The 24,333-nt window shown below is 70.2% G+C and carries 24 protein-coding genes, 1 tRNA gene and 1 pseudogene; 17 read left to right on the plus strand and 9 right to left on the minus strand.

Annotated features, from left to right (window positions below):
• Nucleotides 1–31 precede the first annotated feature (31 nt).
• Genes QU602_RS02385 through QU602_RS02420 form a run of 8 tightly spaced genes read left to right on the plus strand, consistent with a single transcriptional unit; the run spans nt 32 to nt 7,384 of the window.
• Entirely contained in the window at nt 32–1,105 is a 1,074-nt protein-coding gene (locus tag QU602_RS02385; protein ID WP_308798559.1) for an ABC transporter ATP-binding protein, read from the plus strand.
• Complete coding sequence (locus tag QU602_RS02390; RefSeq protein WP_308798561.1) at nt 1,102–2,835, plus strand: ABC transporter permease; 1,734 nt, start codon at nt 1,102–1,104, stop codon at nt 2,833–2,835. Before QU602_RS02385 ends, QU602_RS02390 begins: the two co-directional genes overlap by 4 nt.
• Nucleotides 2,832–3,599: a creatininase family protein gene (locus QU602_RS02395; RefSeq protein ID WP_308798562.1), complete on the plus strand. Its 768-nt coding sequence runs from the start codon at nt 2,832–2,834 to the stop codon at nt 3,597–3,599. The genes QU602_RS02390 and QU602_RS02395 overlap by 4 nt, the downstream gene beginning before the upstream one ends.
• A 41-nt stretch (nt 3,600–3,640) precedes the next feature.
• Nucleotides 3,641–5,107 carry a lyase family protein gene (locus QU602_RS02400; protein WP_308798563.1) on the plus strand — a complete coding sequence of 489 codons (1,467 nt, stop codon included), beginning with the start codon at nt 3,641–3,643 and terminating at the stop codon, nt 5,105–5,107.
• A gap of 59 nt (nt 5,108–5,166) precedes the next feature.
• Nucleotides 5,167–5,988 carry an ROK family protein gene (locus tag QU602_RS02405; RefSeq protein ID WP_373692873.1) on the plus strand — a complete coding sequence of 274 codons (822 nt, stop codon included), beginning with the start codon at nt 5,167–5,169 and terminating at the stop codon, nt 5,986–5,988.
• A complete protein-coding gene (locus QU602_RS02410; RefSeq protein WP_308798566.1) occupies nt 5,985–6,776 on the plus strand; it encodes a glucosamine-6-phosphate deaminase in 792 nt (263 codons plus the stop codon). The genes QU602_RS02405 and QU602_RS02410 overlap by 4 nt, the downstream gene beginning before the upstream one ends.
• Nucleotides 6,777–6,800: 24 nt before the next feature.
• Nucleotides 6,801–7,079: a type II toxin-antitoxin system RelE/ParE family toxin gene (locus tag QU602_RS02415; protein ID WP_308798567.1), complete on the plus strand. Its 279-nt coding sequence runs from the start codon at nt 6,801–6,803 to the stop codon at nt 7,077–7,079.
• Nucleotides 7,079–7,384, plus strand: coding sequence for a HigA family addiction module antitoxin (locus QU602_RS02420; RefSeq protein ID WP_308798569.1), 306 nt, complete (start codon nt 7,079–7,081; stop codon nt 7,382–7,384). The genes QU602_RS02415 and QU602_RS02420 overlap by 1 nt, the downstream gene beginning before the upstream one ends.
• A gap of 40 nt (nt 7,385–7,424) precedes the next feature.
• Here the strand turns inward: QU602_RS02420 and QU602_RS02425 are convergent, their stop codons facing one another.
• Both QU602_RS02425 and QU602_RS02430 read right to left on the minus strand, forming a co-directional pair.
• Nucleotides 7,425–7,898 carry an iron chaperone gene (locus tag QU602_RS02425; RefSeq protein WP_308798570.1) on the minus strand — a complete coding sequence of 158 codons (474 nt, stop codon included), beginning with the start codon at nt 7,896–7,898 and terminating at the stop codon, nt 7,425–7,427.
• Between the two features lie 95 nt (nt 7,899–7,993).
• Nucleotides 7,994–8,902 (minus strand): LysR family transcriptional regulator, encoded by a 909-nt coding sequence (locus tag QU602_RS02430; RefSeq protein WP_308798571.1) that lies wholly within the window; start codon nt 8,900–8,902, stop codon nt 7,994–7,996.
• 83 nt (nt 8,903–8,985) lie between these two features.
• On the opposite strand from QU602_RS02430, the gene QU602_RS02435 reads away from it, so the two are divergent.
• From QU602_RS02435 to QU602_RS02450, 4 genes are all read left to right on the plus strand, one after another.
• On the plus strand, nt 8,986–9,933 hold the full coding sequence (locus QU602_RS02435) for a DMT family transporter (protein ID WP_308798572.1): 948 nt from the start codon (nt 8,986–8,988) through the stop codon (nt 9,931–9,933).
• Between the two features lie 154 nt (nt 9,934–10,087).
• Nucleotides 10,088–11,425, plus strand: coding sequence for a hemolysin family protein (locus QU602_RS02440; RefSeq protein ID WP_308798573.1), 1,338 nt, complete (start codon nt 10,088–10,090; stop codon nt 11,423–11,425).
• Nucleotides 11,415–12,464: a hemolysin family protein gene (locus QU602_RS02445; RefSeq protein WP_308798574.1), complete on the plus strand. Its 1,050-nt coding sequence runs from the start codon at nt 11,415–11,417 to the stop codon at nt 12,462–12,464. Before QU602_RS02440 ends, QU602_RS02445 begins: the two co-directional genes overlap by 11 nt.
• A 289-nt stretch (nt 12,465–12,753) precedes the next feature.
• Nucleotides 12,754–14,337 (plus strand): MFS transporter, encoded by a 1,584-nt coding sequence (locus QU602_RS02450; protein ID WP_308798575.1) that lies wholly within the window; start codon nt 12,754–12,756, stop codon nt 14,335–14,337.
• On the opposite strand, the gene QU602_RS02455 is transcribed toward QU602_RS02450, so the two are convergent.
• Both QU602_RS02455 and QU602_RS02460 read right to left on the minus strand, forming a co-directional pair.
• Complete coding sequence (locus tag QU602_RS02455) at nt 14,334–14,987, minus strand: CoA transferase subunit B (RefSeq protein WP_308798576.1); 654 nt, start codon at nt 14,985–14,987, stop codon at nt 14,334–14,336. The genes QU602_RS02450 and QU602_RS02455 overlap by 4 nt on opposite strands.
• 1 nt (nt 14,988) lies before the next feature.
• Nucleotides 14,989–15,777 (minus strand): CoA transferase subunit A, encoded by a 789-nt coding sequence (locus tag QU602_RS02460; protein ID WP_308798577.1) that lies wholly within the window; start codon nt 15,775–15,777, stop codon nt 14,989–14,991.
• Between the two features lie 127 nt (nt 15,778–15,904).
• Here QU602_RS02460 and QU602_RS02465 point away from each other — a divergent pair, with 127 nt between their 5' ends.
• Nucleotides 15,905–16,687 carry an IclR family transcriptional regulator gene (locus QU602_RS02465; RefSeq protein ID WP_308800252.1) on the plus strand — a complete coding sequence of 261 codons (783 nt, stop codon included), beginning with the start codon at nt 15,905–15,907 and terminating at the stop codon, nt 16,685–16,687.
• A gap of 102 nt (nt 16,688–16,789) precedes the next feature.
• Here the strand turns inward: QU602_RS02465 and ku are convergent, their stop codons facing one another.
• Entirely contained in the window at nt 16,790–17,728 is a 939-nt protein-coding gene (ku, locus tag QU602_RS02470) for a non-homologous end joining protein Ku (RefSeq protein ID WP_308798578.1), read from the minus strand.
• Between the two features lie 86 nt (nt 17,729–17,814).
• On the opposite strand from ku, the gene QU602_RS02475 reads away from it, so the two are divergent.
• A complete protein-coding gene (locus tag QU602_RS02475; RefSeq protein ID WP_308798579.1) occupies nt 17,815–20,334 on the plus strand; it encodes an ATP-dependent DNA ligase in 2,520 nt (839 codons plus the stop codon).
• A 25-nt stretch (nt 20,335–20,359) separates the two neighbouring features.
• On the opposite strand, the gene QU602_RS02480 is transcribed toward QU602_RS02475, so the two are convergent.
• The 3 genes from QU602_RS02480 to QU602_RS02490 are packed head-to-tail and all read right to left on the minus strand — an operon-like array spanning nt 20,360 to nt 22,526.
• A complete protein-coding gene (locus tag QU602_RS02480) occupies nt 20,360–21,343 on the minus strand; it encodes a DNA topoisomerase IB (RefSeq protein WP_308798580.1) in 984 nt (327 codons plus the stop codon).
• Nucleotides 21,344–21,361: 18 nt separating this feature from the next.
• Nucleotides 21,362–21,628, minus strand: coding sequence for a DUF7218 family protein (locus QU602_RS02485; protein ID WP_308798581.1), 267 nt, complete (start codon nt 21,626–21,628; stop codon nt 21,362–21,364).
• 16 nt (nt 21,629–21,644) lie between these two features.
• On the minus strand, nt 21,645–22,526 hold the full coding sequence (locus tag QU602_RS02490; RefSeq protein WP_308798583.1) for an SDR family oxidoreductase: 882 nt from the start codon (nt 22,524–22,526) through the stop codon (nt 21,645–21,647).
• A gap of 294 nt (nt 22,527–22,820) precedes the next feature.
• On the opposite strand from QU602_RS02490, the gene QU602_RS02495 reads away from it, so the two are divergent.
• Both QU602_RS02495 and QU602_RS02500 read left to right on the plus strand, forming a co-directional pair.
• On the plus strand, nt 22,821–22,988 hold the full coding sequence (locus QU602_RS02495; protein ID WP_308798584.1) for a hypothetical protein: 168 nt from the start codon (nt 22,821–22,823) through the stop codon (nt 22,986–22,988).
• A gap of 64 nt (nt 22,989–23,052) precedes the next feature.
• A pseudogene (locus tag QU602_RS02500) lies at nt 23,053–23,349 on the plus strand (DUF7882 family protein); the annotation flags it as partial.
• A 149-nt stretch (nt 23,350–23,498) separates the two neighbouring features.
• On the opposite strand, the gene QU602_RS02505 reads toward QU602_RS02500, so the two are convergent.
• Complete coding sequence (locus QU602_RS02505) at nt 23,499–24,032, minus strand: SRPBCC family protein (RefSeq protein ID WP_308798585.1); 534 nt, start codon at nt 24,030–24,032, stop codon at nt 23,499–23,501.
• A 228-nt stretch (nt 24,033–24,260) separates the two neighbouring features.
• Between QU602_RS02505 and QU602_RS02510 the strand changes: the two genes are divergently transcribed.
• Nucleotides 24,261–24,333, plus strand: a tRNA-Arg gene (locus tag QU602_RS02510).

Below are 24,333 nucleotides of genomic sequence, written 5' to 3' on the forward strand. Positions count from 1 at the left end.
CCCCGCGCTCGTCGATCACGGTGGTGCACATATGACACGAATCCTTCTCACCGACGTCAACAAGAGCTACGGCGCGGCCGCCGGGCACGCGGTCAGCGACGTCAACATCGACATCGGCTCGGGTGAGTTCTTCACCCTGCTGGGGCCGTCCGGATGCGGCAAGACGACGACTCTGCGCATGGTCGCCGGGTTCGTGCGGCCGTCGGGCGGGACCATCCACTTCGACGATGACGACGTGACCCATCGGAGCGTCCACCGTCGCGGCACCGGCATGGTCTTCCAGAACTATGCGCTGTTCCCGCACCTGACCGTGGCGGAGAACGTCGCCTACGGGCTCAAGGTCCGCCGCACCGCGGCACCGGAGCGGCGGCGGCGCATCGACGAAGCCATCGAACAGGTGCATCTGCAGGGCCTCGGGGCGCGGCGGATCTCCGATCTCTCGGGCGGTCAGCAGCAACGCGTCGCGCTGGCGCGCGCCCTCGTCGTGCGGCCTCGCGTACTCCTGCTCGACGAACCGCTGTCCAACCTCGACGCCAAGCTGCGCGACGAGACGCGTCGCGAGATCCGGCGTGTGCAGTCGGCGAGCGGCACGACCGCGATCTATGTCACGCACGATCAGGCCGAGGCGATGGCGATGTCCGATCGCATCGCGGTCATGGAGGCCGGGCGCGTCCACCAGGTCGCCGCGCCTCGGGAGCTCTACGCGCACCCGGCGACGGCGTTCGTGGCACGGTTCATCGGCGACAGCAACGTGCTCGACGGCCGCCTGCTCACCGGAGTCGGGAAGCAACGCAGGGTGGCGATCGCCGGCCGCGACGGCGAGGCCGTCGAGCTCGACGTGACGCTGCCGTTCGAGCCGGAGGGCGATGGTGTCGCGCTCGCGGTACGGCGCGAGCATGTCTCGATCCATCCCGCCGGCACACCCGAGACGTTGCGTGGCACGGTGCTGGACGCCGAGTTCACCGGGATGACCACGCACGTGACGGTCGACATCGGCTCCGGCGTGGTGACCGCGGTCATGTTCGACGACGTCGAGCTGCCGCGGATCGACAGCGAAGTGGGCATCGGGTTCGTCGCGGGCCGCGTCCGCGGAGTGCGGGCATGAGTGCCACCGCGCTCGAGATGCCGAAGCTGAGCACCCGGTTCGCACGGGTCTTCACGGGGCCCGGCTTCCCCTACCTGCTGGCCATCCCGATCGTCCTCGTCCTCGCGGGATACGTGGTCGGCCCACTGCTCGCGACCTTCGCGGAGTCCGGCGAGGGGGCCGGCGCTGCGGCCAACTACGGCCGATTCGTCAGCGGCGAAGGCGCGGCCCTCCCCGCGCTCCTGACGACGATCGGCATCTCGCTGGCCAGCGTGGTGCTGTGCGGGATCATCGGCACGGTCATGGCGCTGCTGCTGCGACGCTTCGACTTCCCGGGGCGCAGGCTGATCGAGGCGTTGATCCTCATTCCCGCCGCGCTGCCGGCACTGATCGGCGCGGTGGCCTTCCAACTGCTGTACAGCAACATCGGCATCGTCCCGCGTTGGCTGCAGTCGGTCTTCGGCACGGACCAGCCGGTGCTGGCGGCGACCGGGATCGCCGGGGTGCTCGTGGTGCACGCGTTCACCATGTACCCCTTCTTCTACCTCTCCGTGTCGGCGGCGCTGGCCGGAATGGACGGCTCGGTCGAGGAGGCCGCGTCGAACCTCGGTTCGTCGCCGGCTCGCGTGTTCCGCACCGTGACGCTTCCGTTGCTGACCCCGGCCCTCGTCTCCGGGTCGCTGATCGTCTTCATGATGTCGATGGCGTCGTACACCGCGCCGCTGCTCTTCAACGTCGACCAGGTCATGACGATGCAGATCGTGCTCGCGCGGAACAACGGCGACCTCGCGCTCTCGGCGAGCTACTCCACGGTGCTCGCGGTGATCTCCATCGTCTTCCTGCTGCTGATGCGCTGGTACGAGAGCCGGCGCAACTACCTGTCGACGTCCAAGGGAACGGCTGTACCGCCGCGCCCCGTCTCCTCGCGGCTCGGGCGGGCGATCGCCGCGACGGCCGCAGTGATCGGCGCCATCGTGCTCCTCGCGCCCGTCGCGACGATCGCCCTCGTCGCGTTCTCCGAACGCGGATCGTGGACGAGCCAGATCGTGCCGTCGGCGTACACGCTCGAGAACTTCATCACGATCTTCACCGACCCCGAAGCCTTCCAGCCGATCCTCACCTCGCTCGGCCTGAGTGCGATCGCGACGGCCGGCAGCGTGGTCATGGGTGTGCTGAGCGCCTATCTCGTGCGCAGATACCGCTTCTTCGGACGCGGCCTCATCGACATCGCGATCATGCTCCCGTGGGCGCTTCCCGGGACCGTCGTGGCCATCAACCTCATCTCGGCGTTCAGCGAGGGCAACGCGTTCAGCTTCGACCAGGCCCTCGTGGGCACGTTCTGGATCCTGTCGCTGGCGTACTTCGTCAGGTTCGTCCCGCTCGTGTTCCGCTCCTCGGCGGCAGCGCTGAGCCAGCTCGACCCCTCCCTGGAGGAAGCCGCACGCAGCCTCGGCGCGGGATGGGTCCGTGCGTTCTCGACCGTGACGATACGGCTCATCTACCGCGGCATGCTCGCGGGCGCGCTGCTCGCGTTCGTCGACGGCATCGGTGAGTTCGTCGCTTCGATCCTGCTCTACACCCCGAAGGCGATCCCGATCTCCGTCGAGATCAACAACCGTCTCTACAGCTTCGACATGGGCGCAGCGGCGGCGTACGGCATGATCCAGATCGTGCTCATCTTCGTCATCGTCCTGGTGACGCGGAGACTGGAGTCGTCCGGCGGGCGGCGGCGGAAGGAGGCGCTGGCATGAGCCTGATCGATGTGCGGAGGGTGCTCGGCCGCGACACGGCTCGGACGTTCCAGGAAGCGGACTTCGCGGTCCTCCCGCTCGGATCGATCGAGTGGCACGGGCCCCACCTGCCGCTCGGGACCGACACCCTGATCGCCGAGGACATCGCCGCCTCGCTCGACGCCGGCGAATGGACCGGAGTGCTCTACCCGCCGGTGGTCTTCACCGCGGTGCCCGGGCAGACGCGGCACTATCCGGGCACGGTGGGGCTGCGACCCGAGACGATGGTCGAGGTCTTCTCGCAGCTCCTGGCCGGCCTTGCGGGCAACGGGTTCCGACGCATCCTGATCGTCAACGCCCACGATGCGAACATGGCGACCGTCCGCGCGGCGATGGAGTGGGTTTCGGGGGAGCACCCCGTGAGCCTGCTGCTGGCGAACTGGTTCCAGCTCGTGACCCCCGCCGAGACGACGTCGATCTTCGGCCCGGATCAGCCGCGAGGCCACGGCGGGGCCTTCGAGACGAGCGGCGTGCTGGGCATCGATGAGGGGCTCGTCGCCCTCGATGCCGCGACGGACCTTCCACCGCGACCCAGACTCACCGCGAGCGATCATGTGCTCGTGGAATCCCACCCGGCGCCGTGGCACGGCTGGTCCGGTCATGTCTCCCGTGTCGACACGGAGGGCGCGCAGCAGGTGCGGCGGATCGCCAGGGAGCGGCTGCACGGGCTGGTCGCCGAGTGGCTCGGGACCCCGGCTCCGGAGGCACCCGGCGTCCGGCCCTGAACGCGCGCGGACCCCATCCTCGCCTCTGTACGAACTCGCTCATGAAGGAATCCACGGTGCTCACCACCTATCAGCAGAACCACCTCGCCCCGACCTACCGCCTGCACGGTGAGATGCTCTACCCCCGCATCGTCGAGGCCAGCCGAGCCCATGTCGTCATGCTCGGCGAGGCCGGCCTCGTCCCCGCGGACGAGGTGTCGGCCATGCTCCGCGGGCTCGACCGGCTGCAAGCCGAAGCGCCCGACCTTCCCGTCTACGACGGATCGTTCGAGGACGTGTACTTCGCGTTCGAGCGCCGGCTCGCCGAAGCCATGGAGGTGCCGCGCTCGGAGCTGAGCGTGCAGCTCGCCAGGAGCCGGAACGACCTCGACGCGGCGATCTTCCGGATGATTCTGCGCGACCAGCTGTGCGAGGTCGGCCAAGCCGCGGTCGCGGCGGCGCGGGCCGCGCTCGACGCCGCGGGACGCACGCGCGAGGCGCTGATCATCGCCATGACCCACCGTCGTCCGGCGCAGCCGACCTCGATCGGTCACGTCCTCGCCGGTTACGCCGAGGCGCTGATCGGTGAGATCGAGGCGTACGACGGCGCCATCGAGACGCTGCAGCGCTCGCCGCTCGGCGCGTGTGCGATCGCCGGCACCGACCTGCCGATCCGCCCCGAGCGGGTCGCCGAACTGCTCGGGTTCTCGGGCCGCCTCGTGAACTCCTACGAGGCGGTGGCGGGCGCGGACCACCTCATGCAGCCCGCTCTGCTGAACGCCAGGGCGCTTGCGACGGGGAGCCGCCTGGTGCGAGTGCTCCAGGACTGGATGTCGTGGCGATGGATCGTGACCCAAGCGGAGTTCTGCCAGGGGAGCAGCATCATGCCGCAGAAGCGAAATCCGGTGGTGTTGGAGCACCTCGTGTCCATGACCGGGATGACGGTGGCGGACTCCATGTCGGTGCTCTCGAACGTGTCGACGGCCTGGTGGGAGGACTCGAACAACGCCACCACCGATGTGCAGGTGCGGCTCTGGGAGTCGAACGACCGGAGCCGGCGCTTCTTCGTCCTGCTCGAGGCACTGCTGCGGACCCTGGAAGTCGGGCAGCTTCCCAGCACTGACGAGATCGTCGCGGCCGGGACGACCACGACGGCTGCCGCCGACGTGCTCTCACGCGCGGGCGTGCCGTTCCGTGTCGCGCACGCGACGATGTCCGCCCTCGTGGATCGCGGAGACCCGCGCGAGTGGACCGCCGCCGACGTGCAGGCCGCGCTCGTCGAGCGCGCGCCCGGGCTCGTCGTGGACGGCGGAGTGCTCGATGCGGTGATCGATGTCGCGTCGCATCCGGAGCGCGTGCTCGACCGTGCCCAGGACGACGGCCCAGGTGCGGCGGCCGTGGCGGCGCAGCTCGACCGGCTCGGCGAGCGGCTGGCGAGCGCCGCCGCGCGCCTCGACGAGCGCGCAGCCCAGATCGAGGCCGCGGCCTCGCGGCTCGGCGAGGCGACGCGGGCGGTGGTTCGCTCGTGAGTGATGGTGGCACGCGTGTCATCGGCATCGACCTGGGGGGAAGCAAGGCTGACATCGGCATGGCCGTCGGCCCGCGGCTCAGCTCGTCCTCACGGATCGCGACGATGGCGAGGGAGGGAGCCGAGCAGGCGATCGAACGCGCGCTCGATGAGGCGCTGCGGCTGGCCGGTGGAGCGCCGATCGCGGCCGTTGCGCTGGCGACGCCGGGCGTGGTCGAGGGCGGTCGCGTCCGGCAGGCCCCCAACCTTCCCGGTCTCGAGGAGTTGGACGTCCCCGCACTGATCGCGCGCCGGCTGCCCGGCACCCGGCTGCGGCTGCTCAATGATGTGAACGCGGCCACGGTCGGCCTGCGCGGAACTGTGGTCGGGGGGTCCGACACGGCGCTCGTGGTCGGGCTGGGCACCGGCATCGCGGCCGGCCTGCTCCTGGACGGGCGGCTCTGGGAGGGGTCTCGGCACGCAGCCGGCGAGCTGGGCGAGGCGCTGATCTGCCCTCCGGGCTCGGATGTGCCCGTCCCGCTGGAGGTCGTCGCTGGCGGCCGGGCGCTCGACGAGCTCGCGGCCGGCTTCGAGCTGGCCGGGGCCCGGCAGCTGCTCGACGCCGCAGACGATCCGGAGGTGCGATCCGCGGTCCTCCCCCGCCTCGACGCGCTCGCGGGCGCGCTCGCCGTGGCCTGCCGTCTGCTCGATCCGGATCACCTCGTGCTCTTCGGCGGGCTCGCGGCGCACCCGCTCGTGCGCGCGCGCGTCGAGCGCATGCTGGTGTCGCACCGGTTGGGCGAGCTCAGGGTCCACTGGGTCGAGGAGGGCGTCCGCCCGGCGATGCAGGGCGCGGTCGCCGCCGCCGTCGAGTGCGTCGTCCCGTCAGGGGTCAGGTCGTGAGCGGCGTCCGCATCGAGATCCTCGCGCGGGCCGAGGCCGGCCGTTTCGCCGCGGAACGGATCGTCGAACGGGCAAGGTCGGGGCGGCTGCGCACCCTCGGAGTGGCGACCGGCAGCAGTGCCGAGCCGGTGTACGAGGCGCTCGTCCGACTGCCCGGTGCGCGCGCTGCGCTGGCGGGCGTCACGGCCTACGCGCTGGACGAGTATGTCGGACTCGCCGACACGGATGCGAACTCGTACCGTACAACGCTCGAGCGGCAGTTCACACAGCCCCTTGGCCTGACTTCGGCGGCCCTGAGGGTCCCCGATGGCACAGCCCTCGATCCACGAGCCGAGGCGGGCCGCTACGAACGCGAGCTGGCCGAGCGGGGCGGCGCCGATCTGCAACTGCTCGGCATCGGGTCCAACGGGCACATCGCCTTCAACGAGCCGGGAGCCGATCTCGACGGGCGGACGCACGTCGTCGAGCTCACGGCCCAGACACGGGCGGACAACGCGCGCTTCTTCACCGAACCCGGTGCGGTCCCGACCCTGGCGATCACGCAGGGCGTGGGCACGATCATGTCCGCCGACGAACTCCTCCTGCTCGCGTTCGGCCCGGAGAAGGCCGACGCGCTGCATGCAGCGCTCACCGGGCCCGTCACCAGCGCGGTGCCGGCGTCGGCCGTGCAAGCGCACCGCCGCGTCACCGTGCTCGCCGACGAAGCGGCCGCCGGACAGCTCCTCGCGGGCGGAGCCCTCGGCGAGCGAGATGTCTTGGTCCAGGGCATGACATCCGTTGGTGCGTGATGCGCAACACGCTAAACTTGTGCCATGATCAAGTCCTTCCGGCACAAGGGCTTGCGGGCGCTGTTCGAGAGCGGCAAGACGACCGGTGTACAGCCGAATCATGCGAGGCGGCTCCAGCTGCAACTCGCCGCGCTCGATTCGGCGCAGTCCATCAATGACATGAATATCCCGGGCTTCCGGCTTCACCCGCTGAAGGGCGGGATGGTCGGTCGATGGTCGGTCAGCGTGAACGGCAACTGGAGGATGACGTTCGAGTTCCGCGATGGGAACGCGTACGTCCTGGATTACGAGGACTATCACTGATGAACGAGCTGAAGCCCATGCACGACCCGCCCCACCCCGGTGAGCTCATCGCCGAGGTGTACCTCACGACGCTCGGAATCAGCGGTCGCGAGCTCGCGAAGCGCCTGGATGTCTCCCCGTCCACCCTGAGTCGAGTGTTGTCCGGCGCGAGTCGCGTGACTCCGGAGATGGCTCTGCGGCTGTCGAAGGCGCTCGGGCGGAGCGCCGAGAGCTGGCTGGCCATGCAGGACGCGCATGATCTCTGGGGCGCCCGCCAGAGTCTCGATCTCGACCGGGTTCACCCGATCGCAGTCCCTTCCGCATGAACGTGGCCGGCTGACGGTCGACCACGACCCGAATCATCCGTCAGCTGACCGCGCGCCTGACCAGGTCGGCGATGCGGGCCTCGTCGTCCTTCGTGAGCGAGGTGATCGCGAACGCGGTCGGCCACATCGAGCCGTCGTCGAGCTTGGCCTCCTCGTTGAAGCCGAGCGTGGCGTACCGGGTCTTGAACTTCGAGGCGGCCTGGAAGAAGACCACGACCTTGCCGTTCGTCGCGTAGGCGGGCTGGCCGTACCAGGTCTTCGGCTCGAGGTCGGGCGCGACGGTCGTGACGATCGCGTGGATGCGTTCGCCGATCGCGCGGTCATCCTCGGGCATCTCGGCGAACGCATCGAGCACCGCCTGCTCGCCGGATACCTTGCCGGCCTTGGGGCCCTTGCCCTTCGCAGCCTTGAGCTCTTGCGCGCGCTCCTTCATGGCGGCGCGCTCTTCGGCGCTGAAACCGTCGGTCGCCTCGCGTCGCTCGTCGGTGGTCGCGCGGGTCTTCTGCTGAGCCATGATCGTCCGTCCTGTCGTCGTCGGGGTCGCTTCCCTCATCGTAGGAATCGACCCGCGGTCGCCGCTTCTCGAAAACTGATCGATGCCCGGCTGCGTCACGCGGCCGCGGTGCGCAGCAGGCCCACTGCGCGCTCGACCGCCGGGTGGGCGCGCATCGACCGCTTCGTCCGCAGCATGATCCGGCGACGGATGCGTGCGTCGTTCACCGGCACGGCGACCACCTCGGCCGGCAGGCGGAACGCGCCGAGCTCGGGGACGACGGTCAGGCCGAGGCCGGCGGCGACGTAGTCGAATGCGGTCGCATAGTCGGGTGCGGCGACCCCGAACCGTGGCGTGAAGCCCGCGGCGGCGCAGGCCGAGATCACGATCTCGCGGCACGGACCGCGGGCATGGTCGTTGTCGATCCAGGTCTCGTCGGCGAGATCGTCGACCGAGAGGTCGGCGCGGGTGGCGAGCGCGTGCGCACTCGGTACCACGGCCAGGTAGCCCTCGTCGCGCAGTTCTTCCACGAGGTATCCGTCGGCCTGACCATCGGCCACCGCCGGGTCGAGGCCTGCGCCGACCGACTCGGCGATGAACAGTTCGAGGTCGGCGTCGATCGCCCGGTGCCCCGTGAGCTCGACCAGCGCGATCTCGATGCGGAGGTCGGCGAACTCCCGGGTGAGCGCGGCCACCACACGAGGCATCCACACACGATTGGCGGACATGAAGCACCCGACCCGCAGCGTGCCGCTCCGGCCCTCGCGCAGATCTTCGGTGAGCGTCTCGAGATCGCTGACCTGATCGAGGACTCGGGCGGCCCGGTTCGCGATCGCAAGGCCCGCGGCCGTCGGGACGATGCCCCGGCCGTGTCGTTCGATGAGCGTCAGACCGGTCTCGCGTTGCAGCGCGCTCACCTGCTGGCTCACGGCCGACGGCGTGTACCCGAGGCGTTCGGCAGCGCCGTTGATCGACCCGGTCTGGGTGACGGCGCGGAAGACCCTGAGGCGTTGCAGCTCGACCATGCACACACACTACAGCGCGGCTACATGGATGAGTAGGAAGATTCACTTGTCCTGAACGGATGGATGGCTCGAAGCTTGAGAGCATGTCCTCCTCGCCGCGCCCGGCCGCCCGAACGCACCGGGTCGAGACCCACACAGCTGGAGCTGCCCCGGCGGCGATCCCGGTCTCGGCGCGCCCCGCCGACTGGCGCGTGCTGATCGCGACCGCGATCGTGCTCGTGCTCTGGGCCTCGGCGTTCGTGGGGATCCGGTTCGTCGGCGACGCGCTCTCGCCCGGCGCGCTCGCCCTCGCGCGGCAGGTGACCGGGACCGTCGTGCTCGTCGCGATCGCGATCTGGCGGCGGCCCGCGTTCCCGCGCGGCCGCGGGCTCGTGCTCGTCGTCGTGTACGGGCTGCTGTGGTTCGCCGGGTACACGCTCGTGCTGAACATCGCGGAGCGTCACCTCGACGCCGGCACCACGGCGATGCTGGTGAACGTGGCGCCCTTGCTCGTCGCGGTGGTGGCCGGCATCGTGCTCCGGGAAGGGTTCCCGAAGCCGCTCATCGTCGGGATCGGCGTGGCCTTCACCGGTGTCCTGCTCATCGCCGCGGGCGGAGTCGGGCCGCACAGCGAGCCGCTCGGCATCGCGCTCGGACTGCTCGCCGCGGTGCTCTACGCGAGCGGCGTCCTGGTGCAGAAGGTTGCGCTGCGCACCATCGACCCGCTCGCGGCGACCTGGGTGGGCTGCGCGGTCGGCGCCGTCGCGCTGCTGCCGTTCCTGCCGCAACTCGGCACCGAGATCGTGGACGCGCCCGTCTCCGCGGTCATCGCAGCCGTCTACCTCGGGGTGTTCCCGACGGCGGTCGCGTTCCTGCTCTGGGCGTGGGTGCTCAAGCGGGGGACCGCGGGCGCGACCGCCTCGGCCACGCTCGCCGTCCCCGCGATCGTCGTGCTGCTCGCGTGGCTCCTGCTCGGCGAGCTCCCCACCCTGCTCGGCATCGTCGGCGGCGCACTCTGCCTCGCTGGCGTCGCCTGGAGCCGACGGCGGTGACACGGCGGCGGTGACGGCCGTCACCGCGGCGGGACCGCAGCCGACATCAGGGTGTTTCCCCAGCTGAAATGTCATAGATTAATCCGCATGGATGACCCTCCGAGTTGTACGTATCCGGATCTTCATCGAACGAGCGCCCCAGCGGGGGTGACCCTTGCCTGAGTGGGCGCTCATCCTCATCGGCCTGACCTTGACGGTCGGCACCGGCTTCTTCGTCGCCAGCGAGTTCGCGCTCGTGAACCTCGACCGCAATGAGCTCGAGGCCCGCCGCACACGCGGTGAGAAGCGTCTCGGCCCCACGATCGGCGCGCTCAAGATCACGTCGACGCACCTGTCGGGCGCGCAGCTCGGCATCACGCTGACCACGCTGCTCACGGGCTACACGTTCGAGCCGGCCATCAGTCGCCTGCTCGAGGGGCCGCTCGTCGCCGTCGGCGTGCCCACCGGGCTCGTGCCCGCCGTGGGCGCCGTCACGGGCATCCTGCTCGCGACCCTGCTCTCGATGATCGTCGGCGAGCTGGTGCCGAAGAACTTCGCGCTGGCCCTGCCCCGGCAGACCGCGAAGGTCGTCGTGCCGTTCCAGGTGTTCTTCACGACCGTGTTCAAGCCCGTCATCGCGCTCTGCAACGGCACCGCGAACGCGCTCATCCGGCGCATGGGCATCGAGCCGAAAGAAGAGCTGAGCGGGGCGCGCAGCGCCGAAGAGCTCGGCTTCCTCGTGCGACGCTCTGCGACGCAGGGCACGCTCGACGCCGACCACGCGACCCTGCTCGACCGCACGCTCAGGTTCGCCGAGCGCGACGCCGCCGACGTCATCACCCCGCGCGTCCGCATGGTCACCGTGTCCGCGGACGACACGGCCGACGACGTCATCGCGACCTCGCTCGCCTCGGGTCACTCGCGGTTCCCGGTCACCGGTGAGGACCGCGATGACATCGTCGGCCTCGTGCACGTGAAGCAGGCGTTCCGCCTGCCTCCGGGCGAGCGCGGCCGAGTGCGGGCGGCCGAGCTCGCGTCGACGCCGCTGTTCGTGCCCGAGACCGCGGGGGTCGAGGGGCTGCTGACGTCGCTCCGCAGCGATGGGCAACAGGTCGCCATCGTGCTCGACGAGCACGGCGGCACCGCGGGCCTCGTCACGATCGAGGACCTCGTGGAAGAGATCGTCGGCGAACTCCGCGACGAGCACGATCGCGTGCACGTCGACATCGTGCCCACCGACGACGGGTTCCTCTTCGACCCGGGCCTGCGGCCCGACGAGCTCAGACAGCGCATCGGAGCATCCATCCCCGCCGACGACGACTACGAGACCGTCGGCGGCTACGTGCTCGACCGGCTCGAGCGCATCCCCGAGGTCGGCGAGGAGATCGACGTGCCCGACGGCACGATCCGCGTCGAGCGGCTCGACGGTGTGCGACTCACGAGACTCAGGTGGGTGCCGAGCGCGACACCCGAGCTCGCGCTGGCCGGGGAGGAGGCATCCGATGGCCGCTGACTACGTTCCCGGACTGATCTGGCTGTTCGTCCTGCTCGCGCTCAACGCGTTCTTCGTCGGCGCCGAGTTCGCGGTGATCTCCGCGCGCCGCTCGCAGATCGAGCCGCGCGCCGCACAGGGCAGCCGCGCCGCGAAGACGACGCTCTGGGCGATGGAGCACGCGACGCTCATGCTCGCCACGAGCCAGCTCGGCATCACCGTGTGCTCGCTCGTGATCCTGAACGTCTCCGAGCCGGCGATCCATCACCTGCTCGAGATCCCGCTCGGATTCACGACGCTCTCGGCCGAGGCGATCGGCATCATCGCGTTCGTCGTCGCGCTCGTGCTGGTGACCTTCCTGCACGTCGTGTTCGGCGAGATGATCCCGAAGAACCTCGCGTTCTCGGTGCCCACCCGGGCCGCGCTCATCCTCGCGCCGCCGCTGGTGCTGGTCTCGCGGATCATCTATCCGGTGATCGCGAGCCTGAACTGGGTCGCCAACGGCATCCTGCGCCTGTTCCGGGTGGAACCGAAAGACGAGGCGACGAGCACGTACACGCTCGACGAGGTGGCCGGCATCGTCGAGCTCTCGACCCGCGAGGGCCTGCTCGACGACGCATCAGGCACGCTGAGCGCCGCGTTCGAGTTCACGTCCAAGCGCGTGCGCGACGTCGAGGTGCCGACCGGCACGATGCACATGCTGCCGGACGGCGTGACCGTCGAACAGGTGCGCGAGGCGGTCGCCGCGAGCGGCTGGTCGCGGTATGTGGTGACGGATGCCTCGGGCATCCCGACCGGCTACCTGCACCTCAAGGACGTGCTCGACCTCGCCGACCGCGGCGATCAGCCGGTGCCCGCGAAGCGCGTGCGCCGGCTCATCACCGTGCCGCGCGATGCTGACCTCGAGGACGCGCTCGCGAGCATGCGCCGCCAGGGCGTGCACGTCGCGCGAACCGCGTCCGAAGACGGCACCATCCACGGCGCCGTCTTCCTCGAGGACATCATCGAGGAGCTCGTCGGCGAGATCGCGGATGCCTCGCACGAGGTGCGCGCGACCTGATCCGGGGTGCGGGGTGTCGCCGATCGCGCGCCCCGCACCCGCCCTTCGCCCGCCTGGGAGTCGAACGCTCCCGCCTGGGACATCGAAAGCTCCCGCCTGGGAAGTCGAAAAGTGGGTTGGAAGGCCCGCAGGGGCTGCCGCAAACCCACCATCGGGCCGCCAACCCACCGTCTGACCGAAGACCCACGATCGGCCCGCCGACCCACCGTCTGACGCCAGACCCACCATTCGACCGCCAACCCACTTTTCGGGGCTATGCGCCGGGGGCCGGGTGTGGTTCAGTGTGCACATGAACGGGGGCGCGGAGACGCCAGTGCGGTTCAACGGGCGGCTCGCCATTCTGCTGGCGATGGCCATGTTCGTGCTGGTCGTCGACACGTCGCTCATGAACGTGTCGATCTCCGCGGTCGTGCGCGACCTCGACACGACGGTCAGCGGGGTGCAGGGCGCCATCGCGCTCGAGGCGCTGGTGTCGGCCGCGTTCATCCTGATCGGCGGCAAGACCGGTGACCTGATCGGCCGCAAGCTCGCCTACATCCTGGGGCTGCTCGGCTACGCCGTCGGCGCGATCGCGATGACGCTCGCGCGCGACCTCACCGCGATCATCGTGTTCTGGGCGGTGATCGGCGGCATCGGGGCATCCCTCTTGCTGCCCGCGATGCAGTCGCTCATCCACGGGAACTTCGAGGGTGCCCACCAGAAGCGCGTGTACGCGCTGGTCGGCGCGTCGGCCGCGATCGCGGCCGCGGTCGGGCCGCTCCTCGGCGGGTTCATCACGACGTTCCTGTCGTGGCGCGTCGGCTTCCTGCTGGAGGCGGTCATCATCGCGGTCGTGCTGCTCGGCATCGGCCTGGTGAAGGATGTCCCGTACACCGGTGACCGGTCGATCGACCTGTTCGGTGCGCTCCTCTCGGTCGTCGGCATGGGCGGCATCGTGCTGGGCATCCTGATCTGGCAGGAGGGCGGCGAGTGGGTGGGGCTCACGATCGCCGTCGGTGCGGTCGCGCTCGCCGGATTCGTGGTGTGGCTGCGGGCGCGGAAGCGGCGGGGCCGACCGACGCTGCTCGACCCTGACCTGTTCCGGCAGAAGCCCTTCCTGACCGGGGCGAGCGGACAGTTGCTGCAGCAGGTCGCGCTCGGCGGAACCATGATCGCGCTGCCGATCTATCTGCAGATGGTGCTCGAGTACAACGCGCTGCTCGCTGGCCTGTCGATCGCCCCGCTCTCGCTCAGCATGTTCGCCGTGGCCCTGATCGCCGGCCGGCGCGGCAAAGGGCGGCCGGCGAACCTGATCCTGTGGGGCTTCGTGCTCGTGTTCGTCGGCGTGCTCATCCTCATCCCGCTCGTGCCCCTCGCCGACTCGGGCTGGTGGCTCACCGGTCCGCTCATCGTCGCGGGCGTCGGCCTCGGACTCCTGGTGTCGCAGTTGAACAACTTCACGCTGTCGCCGATCTCCGACGAGCGCGTGAGCGAGGCGGCGGGCGTGAACTCGGCGGCCGGATCGTTCGGGCTGTCGTTCGGGCTCGCCTTCGCGGGCGCCATCATGCTCGCGACGCTCGCGTTCACGTTCACCGCGCGGGCGGATGCCAGTTCGGTGCTCTCAGCGGAGGAGCAACAGCAGGTGGCGGCCGTGCTTGAAGAGGACGCGCAGGTCATGACCAACACCGGCCTCGTCGAGCTGCTCGCCGACGAGCCACCCGAGGTGCAGGCCGAGGTCCTGCGCATCAACACCGAGTCGCGTCCGCTCGCGCTGCAGGTCGCGCTCCTCGTGCCGCTGCTCGCAGCGCTGCTCGGGGTGCTGAACGCGTTCCGCATGCGCCGGCTGCCCGACCCGAAGCCGTCGTCGGCCGAGGGCGGTGTGGTCCTCGGTTAGGCCGTCCCTGGCTCGGGCACGGCGACGCGCAGCGGTGGTTCGGTCGCCGCGAGCACCTCATCGACCGTGACGCCGGGCGCGACCTCGACCAGCACGAGTCCCTCGTCGGTCACGTCGATGACGGCGAGATCGGTGATGATGCGGTCGACCACGCCGCGCCCCGTGAGCGGCAGCGTGCACTCGTCGACGATCTTGGCGCTGCCGTCCTTCGCGACGTGCTCCATGAGCACGATGACGCGCCCGGCGCCGTGCACGAGATCCATCGCACCGCCCGGACCTTTGACCATCTTCCCCGGGATCATCCAGTTCGCGAGGTCCCCGGTCGCGGACACCTGCATGGCGCCGAGGATCGCGACATCGATCTTGCCGCCCCGGATCATGCCGAAGCTCGTGGCCGAGTCGAAGAACGAGGCGCCGGGCAGGGTCGTCACCGTCTCCTTGCCCGCATTGATGAGGTCGGGGTCGACGGCGTCGTCGGTCGGGTACGGCCCGACGCCGAGGATGCCGTTCTCGGACTGCAGCGCGACGGTGACGCCGGGCGCCACGTAGTTCGGCACGAGCGTCGGCAGTCCGATGCCGAGATTCACGTAGGCGCCGTCGGCGAGCTCGCGCGCGGCGCGCGCGGCCATCTGGGTGCGGTCGAGCGGCATGTCAGGCTCCTTCCTGGGCGGATGCCTCGGTGGACACCGTGCGGCGTTCGATGCGTTTCTCGATGTCGGGGCCGACCTCGACGACCCGGTGCACGAACACCCCGGGGAGGTGCACGCGGTCGGGATCGATCTCGCCGGGTTCGAACAGCGTCTCGACCTGCGCGATGCAGACCCGGCCGGCCATGGCCGCCAGCGGGTTGAAGTTGCGCGCGGCCTTGTTGAAGACGAGATTGCCGTGCCGGTCGCCGGCGAGCGCGTGCACGAGCGCGAAGTCGGTCGTGATGGCTTCCTCGAGCACGAACTCGCGAGGCTCGCCGCGGACGGTGAACGTCTGCACGGGCTTGGGGGAGGAGGCGACGGCGACCCGCCCGTCGGCGTCGTAGCGCTGGGGCAGGCCGCCTTCGGCGACCTGGGTGCCCACGCCGGTCTGTGTATAGAACGCCGCGATCCCGGAGCCTCCGGCGCGCAGCTTCTCGGCGAGCGTGCCCTGCGGCGTGAGCTCGAGTTCGAGCTCGCCGGAGAGGTACTGCCGGGCGAACTCCTTGTTCTCGCCGACGTACGACGAGGTCATCTTGCGGATGCGGCCTGCCGCGAGCAGGACGCCGAGGCCCCAGTCGTCGACGCCGCAGTTGTTGGAGACGATCGACAGGTCGCGGGTGCCCTGCTGCAGCAGCGCGTCGATGAGCGACATCGGGTTGCCCGAGAGCCCGAAGCCGCCGACCGCGAGCGAGGCGCCGTCGCCGATGTCGGCCACGGCCTCGGCCGCCGTGGCGAACTGCTTGTCGATCATCGGGCCCCAACTCCTTCGTCGCACTCCCGTGGGCCCGTCCGGGCCTGCACTCCAGCCTGTCCGTGAGGTGGCCGCGGTGCACGCGACCGCTTGCCATGTGGAGGCAGGACGGTCTAGTGTCCGCATTATGGACACGATGGCTGCGGTGCCGGGCGCGCAGGCCGTGGCGCGGGCGGCGGCGCTGCTCCGCCAGGTCACGGCGTCCGGGTCGGCCGGCGCGACCTCTGCCGAGCTCGCCCGGCGTACCGGGCTGACGAGGCCGACGGCGCATCGTCTGCTGGTCGCGCTCGCTCGCGAGGGCCTGGTCGATCATGACGAGGCATCCGGCGGGTGGCTGCCGGGCCCGGAGCTCTACCTGATGGGGAATGTGGCTGCCGCGCGGTTCGACATCACGGAACTGGCCGGCGACATCGTCCGTTCGCTCGCGATCGCCACCGAGGAGAGCGCGTTCCTCTCGGTGCGGCGCGGTGATGAGACCGTGTGTCTGATGCGCGAGGAAGGGAGCTTCCCGATCCGGTCGTTCGTCTTGGCCGAGGGGGTGCGATTCCCGCTCGGTGTGGCCTCCGCCGGGCTTGCCATCCTCGCGTTCCTACCTGATCACGATGTGGACGCGTATCTGACGAGGCATCCGGATCTCGCCGAGGGCTGGGGTGCTGCGCATGCCGAACCGGCGCTGCGCGACCGGGTGCGCGAGACCCGCGAACGCGGCTTCGCCCTGAATCCGGGTCTCATCGTCGAGGGCAGCTACGGGGCCGGGGCCGCCGTGTTCGGCCGGACCGGGGCGCCGGAGTGGGCGCTCAGCGTGACCGGGGTCGACTTCCGCTTCGCGGAGGCCCGGCTGCCTGCTCTCGGCCGGATCCTGCTCGGCCACGCGCACACGCTCACCGCCCGCATCCGCAACGGTCGATAGCTCCTCTGAGCGTCGAGCCGTGTGTTGGAAGTCGAAAAGTGGGATCGAGCTCGGTTCTGCGTGACTTCCACCCCACTTTTCGACTTCCAACGCGAGCGTGGGCTAGGACGCCGCCTTCTTGCGCGTGCTCTTCGCGGCGGGCTTCTTCGCGGGCTGCTTCTTGGCGGCCGGCTTCTTGGGGGCGGATGCCTCGTCGGCATCGGCATCGGCGTCCGCATCGGCGTCGGCGTCGCCCGCGGACTTCGCCCCGCCCGTACCGCGCTTCGCGGCGATCGACTGCCTGAGCGCCTCCATGAGGTCGATGACCTCGCCGCCCTCCTCTTCTTTCGGCTGCTCCCCGAAGGTCTTCGCGGTGTCGAGCGCGTCGCCCTCCTCGAGCTTGGCCTTGATGAGCGTGCGCAGCTCCTCCTGGTACTCGTCGACGTACTGCTCGGGCTCGAAGTCGGTGACGAGGCTCTCGACGAGCTGCTTCGACAGGTCGAGCTCCTTCGCCGAGATCTTCACCTCCTCGTTCAGGCTCTTGAACTCGGCCGTGCGCACCTCGTCGCTCCAGAGCAGCGTCTGCACCATGAGCACGTCGCCGTGCACGCGCAGCGCCGCGAGCCGGGTCTTCTGCCGCAGCGCCATCTGCACGATCGCGGTCTTATCGGTCGATTCGAGGGTCTTCCGCAGCAGCACGTAGGCCTTCGACGACGCCGAGTCGGGCTCGAGGTAGTAGCTCTTGTCGAACATGATCGGGTCGATCTGCTCGGTGGGCACGAACTCCACGACCTCGATCTCACGGCTGCGTTCGGCGGGCAGCGCCTTCAGATCCTGGTCGGTGATGATCACCGTGCGTTCGCCGTCGTCGTAGGCCTTGTCGATGTCCTGGTAGGCCACGACCTCGCCGTCGATCTCGCAGACGCGCTGGTACCTGATCCGCCCGCCGTCTTCGGCGTGCACCTGGTGCAGCGACACGTCATGATCCTCGGTCGCGCTGTACAGCTTCACGGGCACGTTGACCAGGCCGAACGTGACCGCACCCTTCCACACGGCTCGCATGCTCCAAGTAGACACCCCGATACATCCGCATGTGAACCCCTTGCCAGCGATATCGCCGCGCGGTCTCATGCGAAAGGATGGGCGGCATGGGTGGGGACGAACGGCAGCTCGTCGAGGTCGACGGTCGCAGGCTGCGGCTGACGAACCTCGACAAGGTGCTGTATCCCGAGACGGGGACGACCAAGGGCGAGGTGATCTCGTACTACGCCGAGATCGCCCCGGTCATGGTGCCGCTGGTCGCCGGCCGGCCGGTCACGCGCAAGCGCTGGGTGCACGGCGTCGGCACGGCGGATGCCCCGGGGCAGGTGTTCTTCGAGAAGGCGCTCGCCGACCACGCGCCCGAGTGGCTGCGTCGCGGCACGATCGAACACTCCGACGGCCCCAAGACCTATCCCATCGTCGACAGCCGGGCCGCGCTGGTGTGGCTCGCCCAGCAGGCGTCGCTCGAGGTGCACGTGCCGCAGTGGCGGTTCACCCCCGACGGCGCGCGCGGCAACCCCGACCGGCTCGTGTTCGATCTCGACCCGGGGGAGGGCGTGGGCCTCGCCGAGTGTGCGGAGGTGGCGCGCATGGTCCGCGGCCTCCTCGACGGGATGCGCCTCGAGACGTTCCCGGTGACGAGCGGCAGCAAGGGCATCCATCTGTACGCGCCGCTCGACGGCTCCCAGACCTCGCAGCAGATCTCCGAGGTGGCGCACGAGCTCGCACGCGCGCTCGAGGCCGACCACCCCGACCTGATCGTGTCGAGCATGAAGAAGACGCTGCGCACGGGCAGGGTGCTCATCGACTGGAGCCAGAACAACCAGAACAAGACGACGATCGCGCCGTACTCGTTGCGCGGCCGTCACCGGCCGACCGTCGCGGCGCCGCGCACCTGGGACGAGCTCGACGACCCCGGCCTGCGGCACCTCGAGTGGCAGGAGGTGCTCGAGCGGGTCGCGGCCGGCGACGATCCGGCGGCGCCACTCGAGGCATCCGGTCCGTCGACCGGGCCGCTCGCGACCTACCTGTCGATGCGCAACGAGGGCGAGACGCCCGAGCCCATGCCCGACGCGGCGGCCGGGCCGCCGGCCGACGGCCGCCTGCGGTTCGTGATCCAGGAACACCACGCGCGCCGGCTGCACTACGACCTGCGGCTCGAGCGCGACGGCGTGCTGAAGAGCTGGGCGGTGCCGAAAGGCGTGCCCGAGTCGACCGGGACGAACCACCTCGCGGTGCAGACCGAGGACCACCCGATGGAGTACCTCGTGTTCGAGGGTACCATCCCCGAGGGGCAGTACGGCGCCGGTGGCATGACGGTCTGGGACACGGGGACCTACGAGGCCGAGAAATGGCGCGATGACGAAGTGATCTTCACGCTCACCGGCGGCCCCGGGGGGCCGCTCGGCAGCGTGCGGCTCGCGCTCATCCGCACGCAGGGCGAGGGCGAGAAGTCGAGCTGGCTGCTGCACCGCATGAAAGCGCAGACCGGTGCCGCCCCCTCGCCCTCGGCTCGATCGGGCGGGGACGCGAACGGTCGCTCGCGCGCCCCGCGAGCGACGAAACGCGTCCCCGGCGCGGATGGCTCGGGCGGGGTGGATGGCTCGGGCAGCGCGGATGGCTCGGGCGGGGTGGATGGCTCGGGCGGGGCATCCGTGGCGGAGCGGCCGATGCTCGCGACGCTCGGCACGATCGGGGCGCTCGGGCGTGGCGACTGGGCGCTCGAGTGGAAATGGGACGGCATCCGCGTGCTCGCGCGGACCGACGGCGGCGAGGTGCGGCTGATCAGCCGGAGCGGGCGCGACGAGACCACGCGGTATCCCGAGCTCGGCGGGCTCGCGAGCGCGCTTCGCGCCGACGCGCTCGTCGACGGCGAGATCGTCGCGCTCGACGAGCACGGCCGCACGGACTTCGGTCGGCTGCAGCCGCGCATGAACGTGACCAGGGCGCGTGAGATCGCCGAGCTGATGGCGGAGGTGCCGGTTCGGCTGCTGCTGTTCGACGTGCTCGAGGTCGCCGGGACGCCGACCATCGACGAACCGTATGAGCGACGCCGCGCTCGGCTCGAGCGACTGGTGCGGGCCGGCGGTGAGGTTCCCGTCGAGGTGCCGCCGCTCGTCGAGGACACCGCCGAGGTGGCGCTCGAGGAGGCACGGCGGCTCGGCCGCGAAGGGCTCGTCGCGAAGCGGCGCGGGTCGCCCTACCGGCCCGGCGTGCGCAGCGACGACTGGCTGAAGCTCAAGGTCACCCGCACGCAGGAGGTGGTCATCGGCGGCTATCGCCGCGGCTCGGGGACCCGCACCGGCACGATCCGCTCGCTGCTCGTCGGCATCCCCGCCGAGGCGGGGCTCGAGTATGTCGGTCGCGTGGGGTCCGGGTTGCGGGAGGCGGAGCTCGGCCGGCTGCTCGAGGCGTTCGCGCCGCTCGAGCGCGACGATTCGCCGTTCGTGCACGTGCCGGCGGCGGACGCGTCGGATGCGACGTGGATCGAGCCGCTTCTCGTCGGCGAGATCGAGTTCGGGGAGTGGACGCGGACCGGTGTCGCGAGACATCCGCGATGGCGCGGCCTCCGGCCAGACAAGGCGCCCGGGGACGTGGTGCGCGAGGAACCGTCCGATTCGCGCTGAACCTGCGCGCTGACCGGTGTGCCCGTCAGGCCGCGTCGGGCTCGATCAGCTCGAGCAGGGCGCGTTCGACGGTCCCGGCGGACAGCGCTCTGGCTGGCAGCACCACGCCCTCGGTGTAGGCGGTGAACACGCGCGGATCGATGTAGCTCGCCTTCGCGATCGTCGGGGTGTTGCCGAGGGCGTCGGATGCGGCGACCACTGCCTCCCGCATCGCGGCGTTCCGGGCCTTCGCGGTGCCCTCCGGGCCGATCGCGGCGAGGCGCTCGGCGGCGACGACCGTGCCCCGGAGGGTGCGGAAGTCCTTCGCGGTGAAGTCGCCGCCCGTGCGCTCGCGGATGTCGTCGTTCACGTCGGAGGCGCTGAGCGCCCGGTAGCGACGGCCGTCGCGCCACGCGTACAGCCTCGCCGAGGCGCTTCGTTCGGCGTTGCGTTCGACGAACGCCGCCAGCGTGGCATCCGGAATCGTGAGGTTCTGCGCGATGCCGCCCTTCGCGCGGAACCGGAACCGCACCTGGTCCTCGGCCGCCTCGGCGTTGCGGACGAGCAGCGTGGTCAGCCCGCGCGTCTTCGCGGTGGACAGCGACTCCTCCGAGCCGACCCGGAGCGCGCCGAGGTCGAGCGTGCGGAATGCCGCCGCGAGCACCAGCGTCCGTAGCGGCTCATCGCCGGCGAGGTCGTCGAGGACGGACTCGCGGGCACCCGGAAGCGCCCGGATGAGCGCCGCCATGCGCAGGAACTTCTCGGCGTCCTGCCGTTCGCGCCACGCGGGGTGGTAGAGGTACTGCCGCCGGCCGGCCGCATCGACGCCGACCGCGAGGATGTGCGCGTTCGGCGCATCGGCGATCCACACCTCACGCCAGGCCGGCGGCACCGCCAGCTCGGCGAATCGAGCGCGCTCCGCGCGCCCCGCCCCCGTTCCGTCGGCGTGCACGTAGGAGAAGCCCGTCCCCCGGCGGATGCGGGTCCAGCCGGGGGTCGAGTACGGTTCGACGCGGCGAAGTCTCGGCATCGGTGTCTGCGTCGCCGCTCAGTGGTTCCTGAGCGCGTCGATCAGCTCGGCCTTGCGCTTCCCGCTGTAGCCCGAGAGGCCGAGCTCCTTCGCGCGCGTGCGCAGCTCGTCGACGGTCCAGTCCTCGTAGTCGCCGTGCTGGCCGCCCTTGCGGCCGACCGCGCTGCGGCCCTGGTTGGCCGCCGCATTCGAGATGCGCGCCGCCTTCTCCTTGGACGCACCGTCCTTGCGGAGTTCTTCGTAGAGCTCGGGGTCCTTCAGCGAGGCGTTCTTCCGGCCAGGCATCGTGCCTTCTCCTTTCCTACAGGCCCTTCCCGCCCGTCACGGGCAGGATCGCGCCGGAGACGTACGAGGCGTCCTCGGACGCGAGATAGACGTATGCGCCGGCGAGCTCGGCCGGCTGGCCGGCGCGCCCGAGCGGGGTGTCCTGGCCGAAGCTCGGCAGCTTGTCGGGCCAACCGGTCGCGGGGATGAGCGGGGTCCAGATCGGGCCCGGGGCGACGGCGTTCACGCGGATGCCCTTCGGTCCGAGCTCCTCGGCGAGCGCCTTGGTGAATGCGACCTGGGCAGCCTTGGTCATGGCGTAGTCGACGAGGGCGTACGACGGGTCGAAGCCCTGGATGGACGTCGTCGTGATGATCGACGAGCCGGGAGCGAGCTTGGGCACGGCCGCGCGCGCCATGAACACGGGCGCGAAGAGGTTCGTGCGCATGACGCGTTCGAAGCCGTCCGTGGGGATCTCGTCGATGCCGCCGCGCTCGCGCTGATGCGCGGCGTTCAGGACGAGCAGGTCGAGCCCGCCCAGCTCTTCGGCCGTGCGTTCGACCACGGACGTGCAGAACGCCTCGTCCCGGAGGTCACCCGGGAGCAGCACGGCCTTGCGGCCCGCGTCTTCGACCCAGCGGGCCGTCTCCTCGGCGTCCTGCTGCTCTTCGGGCAGGTAGACGATCGAGACATCCGCTCCTTCGCGGGCGTAGGCGATCGCGACCGCGCGCCCGATGCCCGAGTCGCCGCCCGTGATCAGGGCGCGTCGCCCGGTGAGACGCCCGGACCCGGCGTAGCTCCGCTCGCCGTGGTCGGGCTGCGGGCGCATCTCATCGGTGAGGCCGGGCTGCGACTGCTCCTGCTTCGGGAACGGCTCGGTCGTGTGCTTGGTCGTGGGGTCGACGAGGTGGTCGTTCATCCTGGATGTCACGCTCCTATCGGTCGTTGGTCGGCAACGCTACGCGCGCGCGGTTCGCGGCTTGCAGGGGTTGACAGGTGTCGGTGCCGTGGCGGGCGCTGCGGCGGGGAGATGACCGTGAGAGCGCGTCCATGCGCGGGATAGCATCGCCCGAAGAAACGGGTCAACCCCTTCCGGGGTGGCGCCGAGCGGGCGTAGCTTTTCGGACGTGGGTCGCCAACAGCGCCCATCCGGTCCTCATGCGGGACCGGTCCCGCTCGTCGACCACGCGCGGAACCGTGAAGGAGATCCAACATGAACATCCTCGTCGCCATCATCGCCATCGCGGCCGTGGTGCTGCTCATCACCGGAGGGGTGGTTCCCACGCTGAACTTCCTGCTCTGGGTCGGTATCGCCCTCGCGATCATCGCTGTCATCGTGTTCCTTATCCGGTACATCGGAGGGAACAAGCGCGCGGTATAGCTGCGCGGATCACGCACACCGAACGGGCGCCCCACGGGGCGCCCGTTCGGCGTATGGTCGAAGTGTGGGAACGCTGTTCTACGGGGAGTCCGGTACCCCGATCAGCATCGAAGACCGTGCGCTGTCGCATCTGAAGGTCGCGGTCACCACCAAGCTGCGGCGTGGCGAGAGCTTCACGCTGTCGTGGCAGCACTCCGAGGGTCAAGGGCGGGGTCGCAGCACGCTGTGGCTGCACCCGTCGATCCCGCTCAGGTTCGTGTTCGACGAACCCGAACGGCCCGAGCTGAGCCGGCGTTGGATCGAGGAGCTGATGAAGTCGGCGAACTCGACCGGAGGCATCCAGCTCGTGCCCGAGCATCTGGTCGTGCCGCCGGCCGCCGCCGGGTCCGAGACCGGGGCGGCCCGTGGCGCGAGCGCCGAGTACGACGCGAGCGCCGAGTACGGCGGGAGCGGCGAGTACGGCGCGAGCGCCGAGCACGACGCGACCGCCGAACCGGGTTCCGAACCGGATTAGGCGCGCAGGTCCGGATCGGTGCCGATCGCGCCGTCCCCGACGGGAGGCACGGCACCGGTGGCCCCGCCCGGCTCACCGCCGTGGATCTCCCCGCGCCAGGCGCCGGTCTCGTCGCCGCGCGCCTCGATGAACTTCTTGAACCGCTCGAGGTCGCGCCGCACTTGGCGGTCGTCGATGTGCAGCGCAGAGCCCGCCTTCTCGACGAACCCCTCGGGCTGCCACTGCATCTCGAGGTCGAGGTGCGTGCGCGCCGGGCCGTCGGAGCGGAACGCGATGCGCCCGCGATGCCTCGGCTCGTCGATGCTCTGCCACGCGACGTGCGAGTCCGGAACCTGGTCGGTGATCTTCGCGTCGAACTCGCGCTTCACCCCGCCGATCGACACGATCCAGTGCGTCGTCGCGTCGTCGAGCTGACGGATCTCTTCGACGCCGCCCATGAAGTTGGGGAACGATTCGAACTGGGTCCACTGGTCGTAGGCCACGCGCACGGGCACGTCCACGTCGATGTCCGAGCTCACGGTCGTACTCATGTCGACTCCTTCCGTCATCGGGCGCCGGTCGCGCCCACGGCCAAGCTAGGCATGCCGGTCGGGGAGCGGTGAGGGGGTTGCCGGTGCCTGAGGCGGCTGCTACGAACGAGTCGACGGATGCTCCACGGCGACGCGGTGCGCGGGTGCGACCGGATTGGCGATCACGCGAACCGTGAGTTAGAGTGACTGGGTTGCCTGATCGCGGTGAGAGCCCAGGCGGCATCTGATGCGCCCGTAGCTCAATGGATAGAGCATCTGACTACGGATCAGAAGGTTGGGGGTTCGAGTCCCTCCGGGCGCA

The sequence above is a fragment of the Agromyces protaetiae genome (genome assembly GCF_030866785.1).
GTDB classification, from domain to species: Bacteria; Actinomycetota; Actinomycetes; order Actinomycetales; family Microbacteriaceae; genus Agromyces; species Agromyces silvae.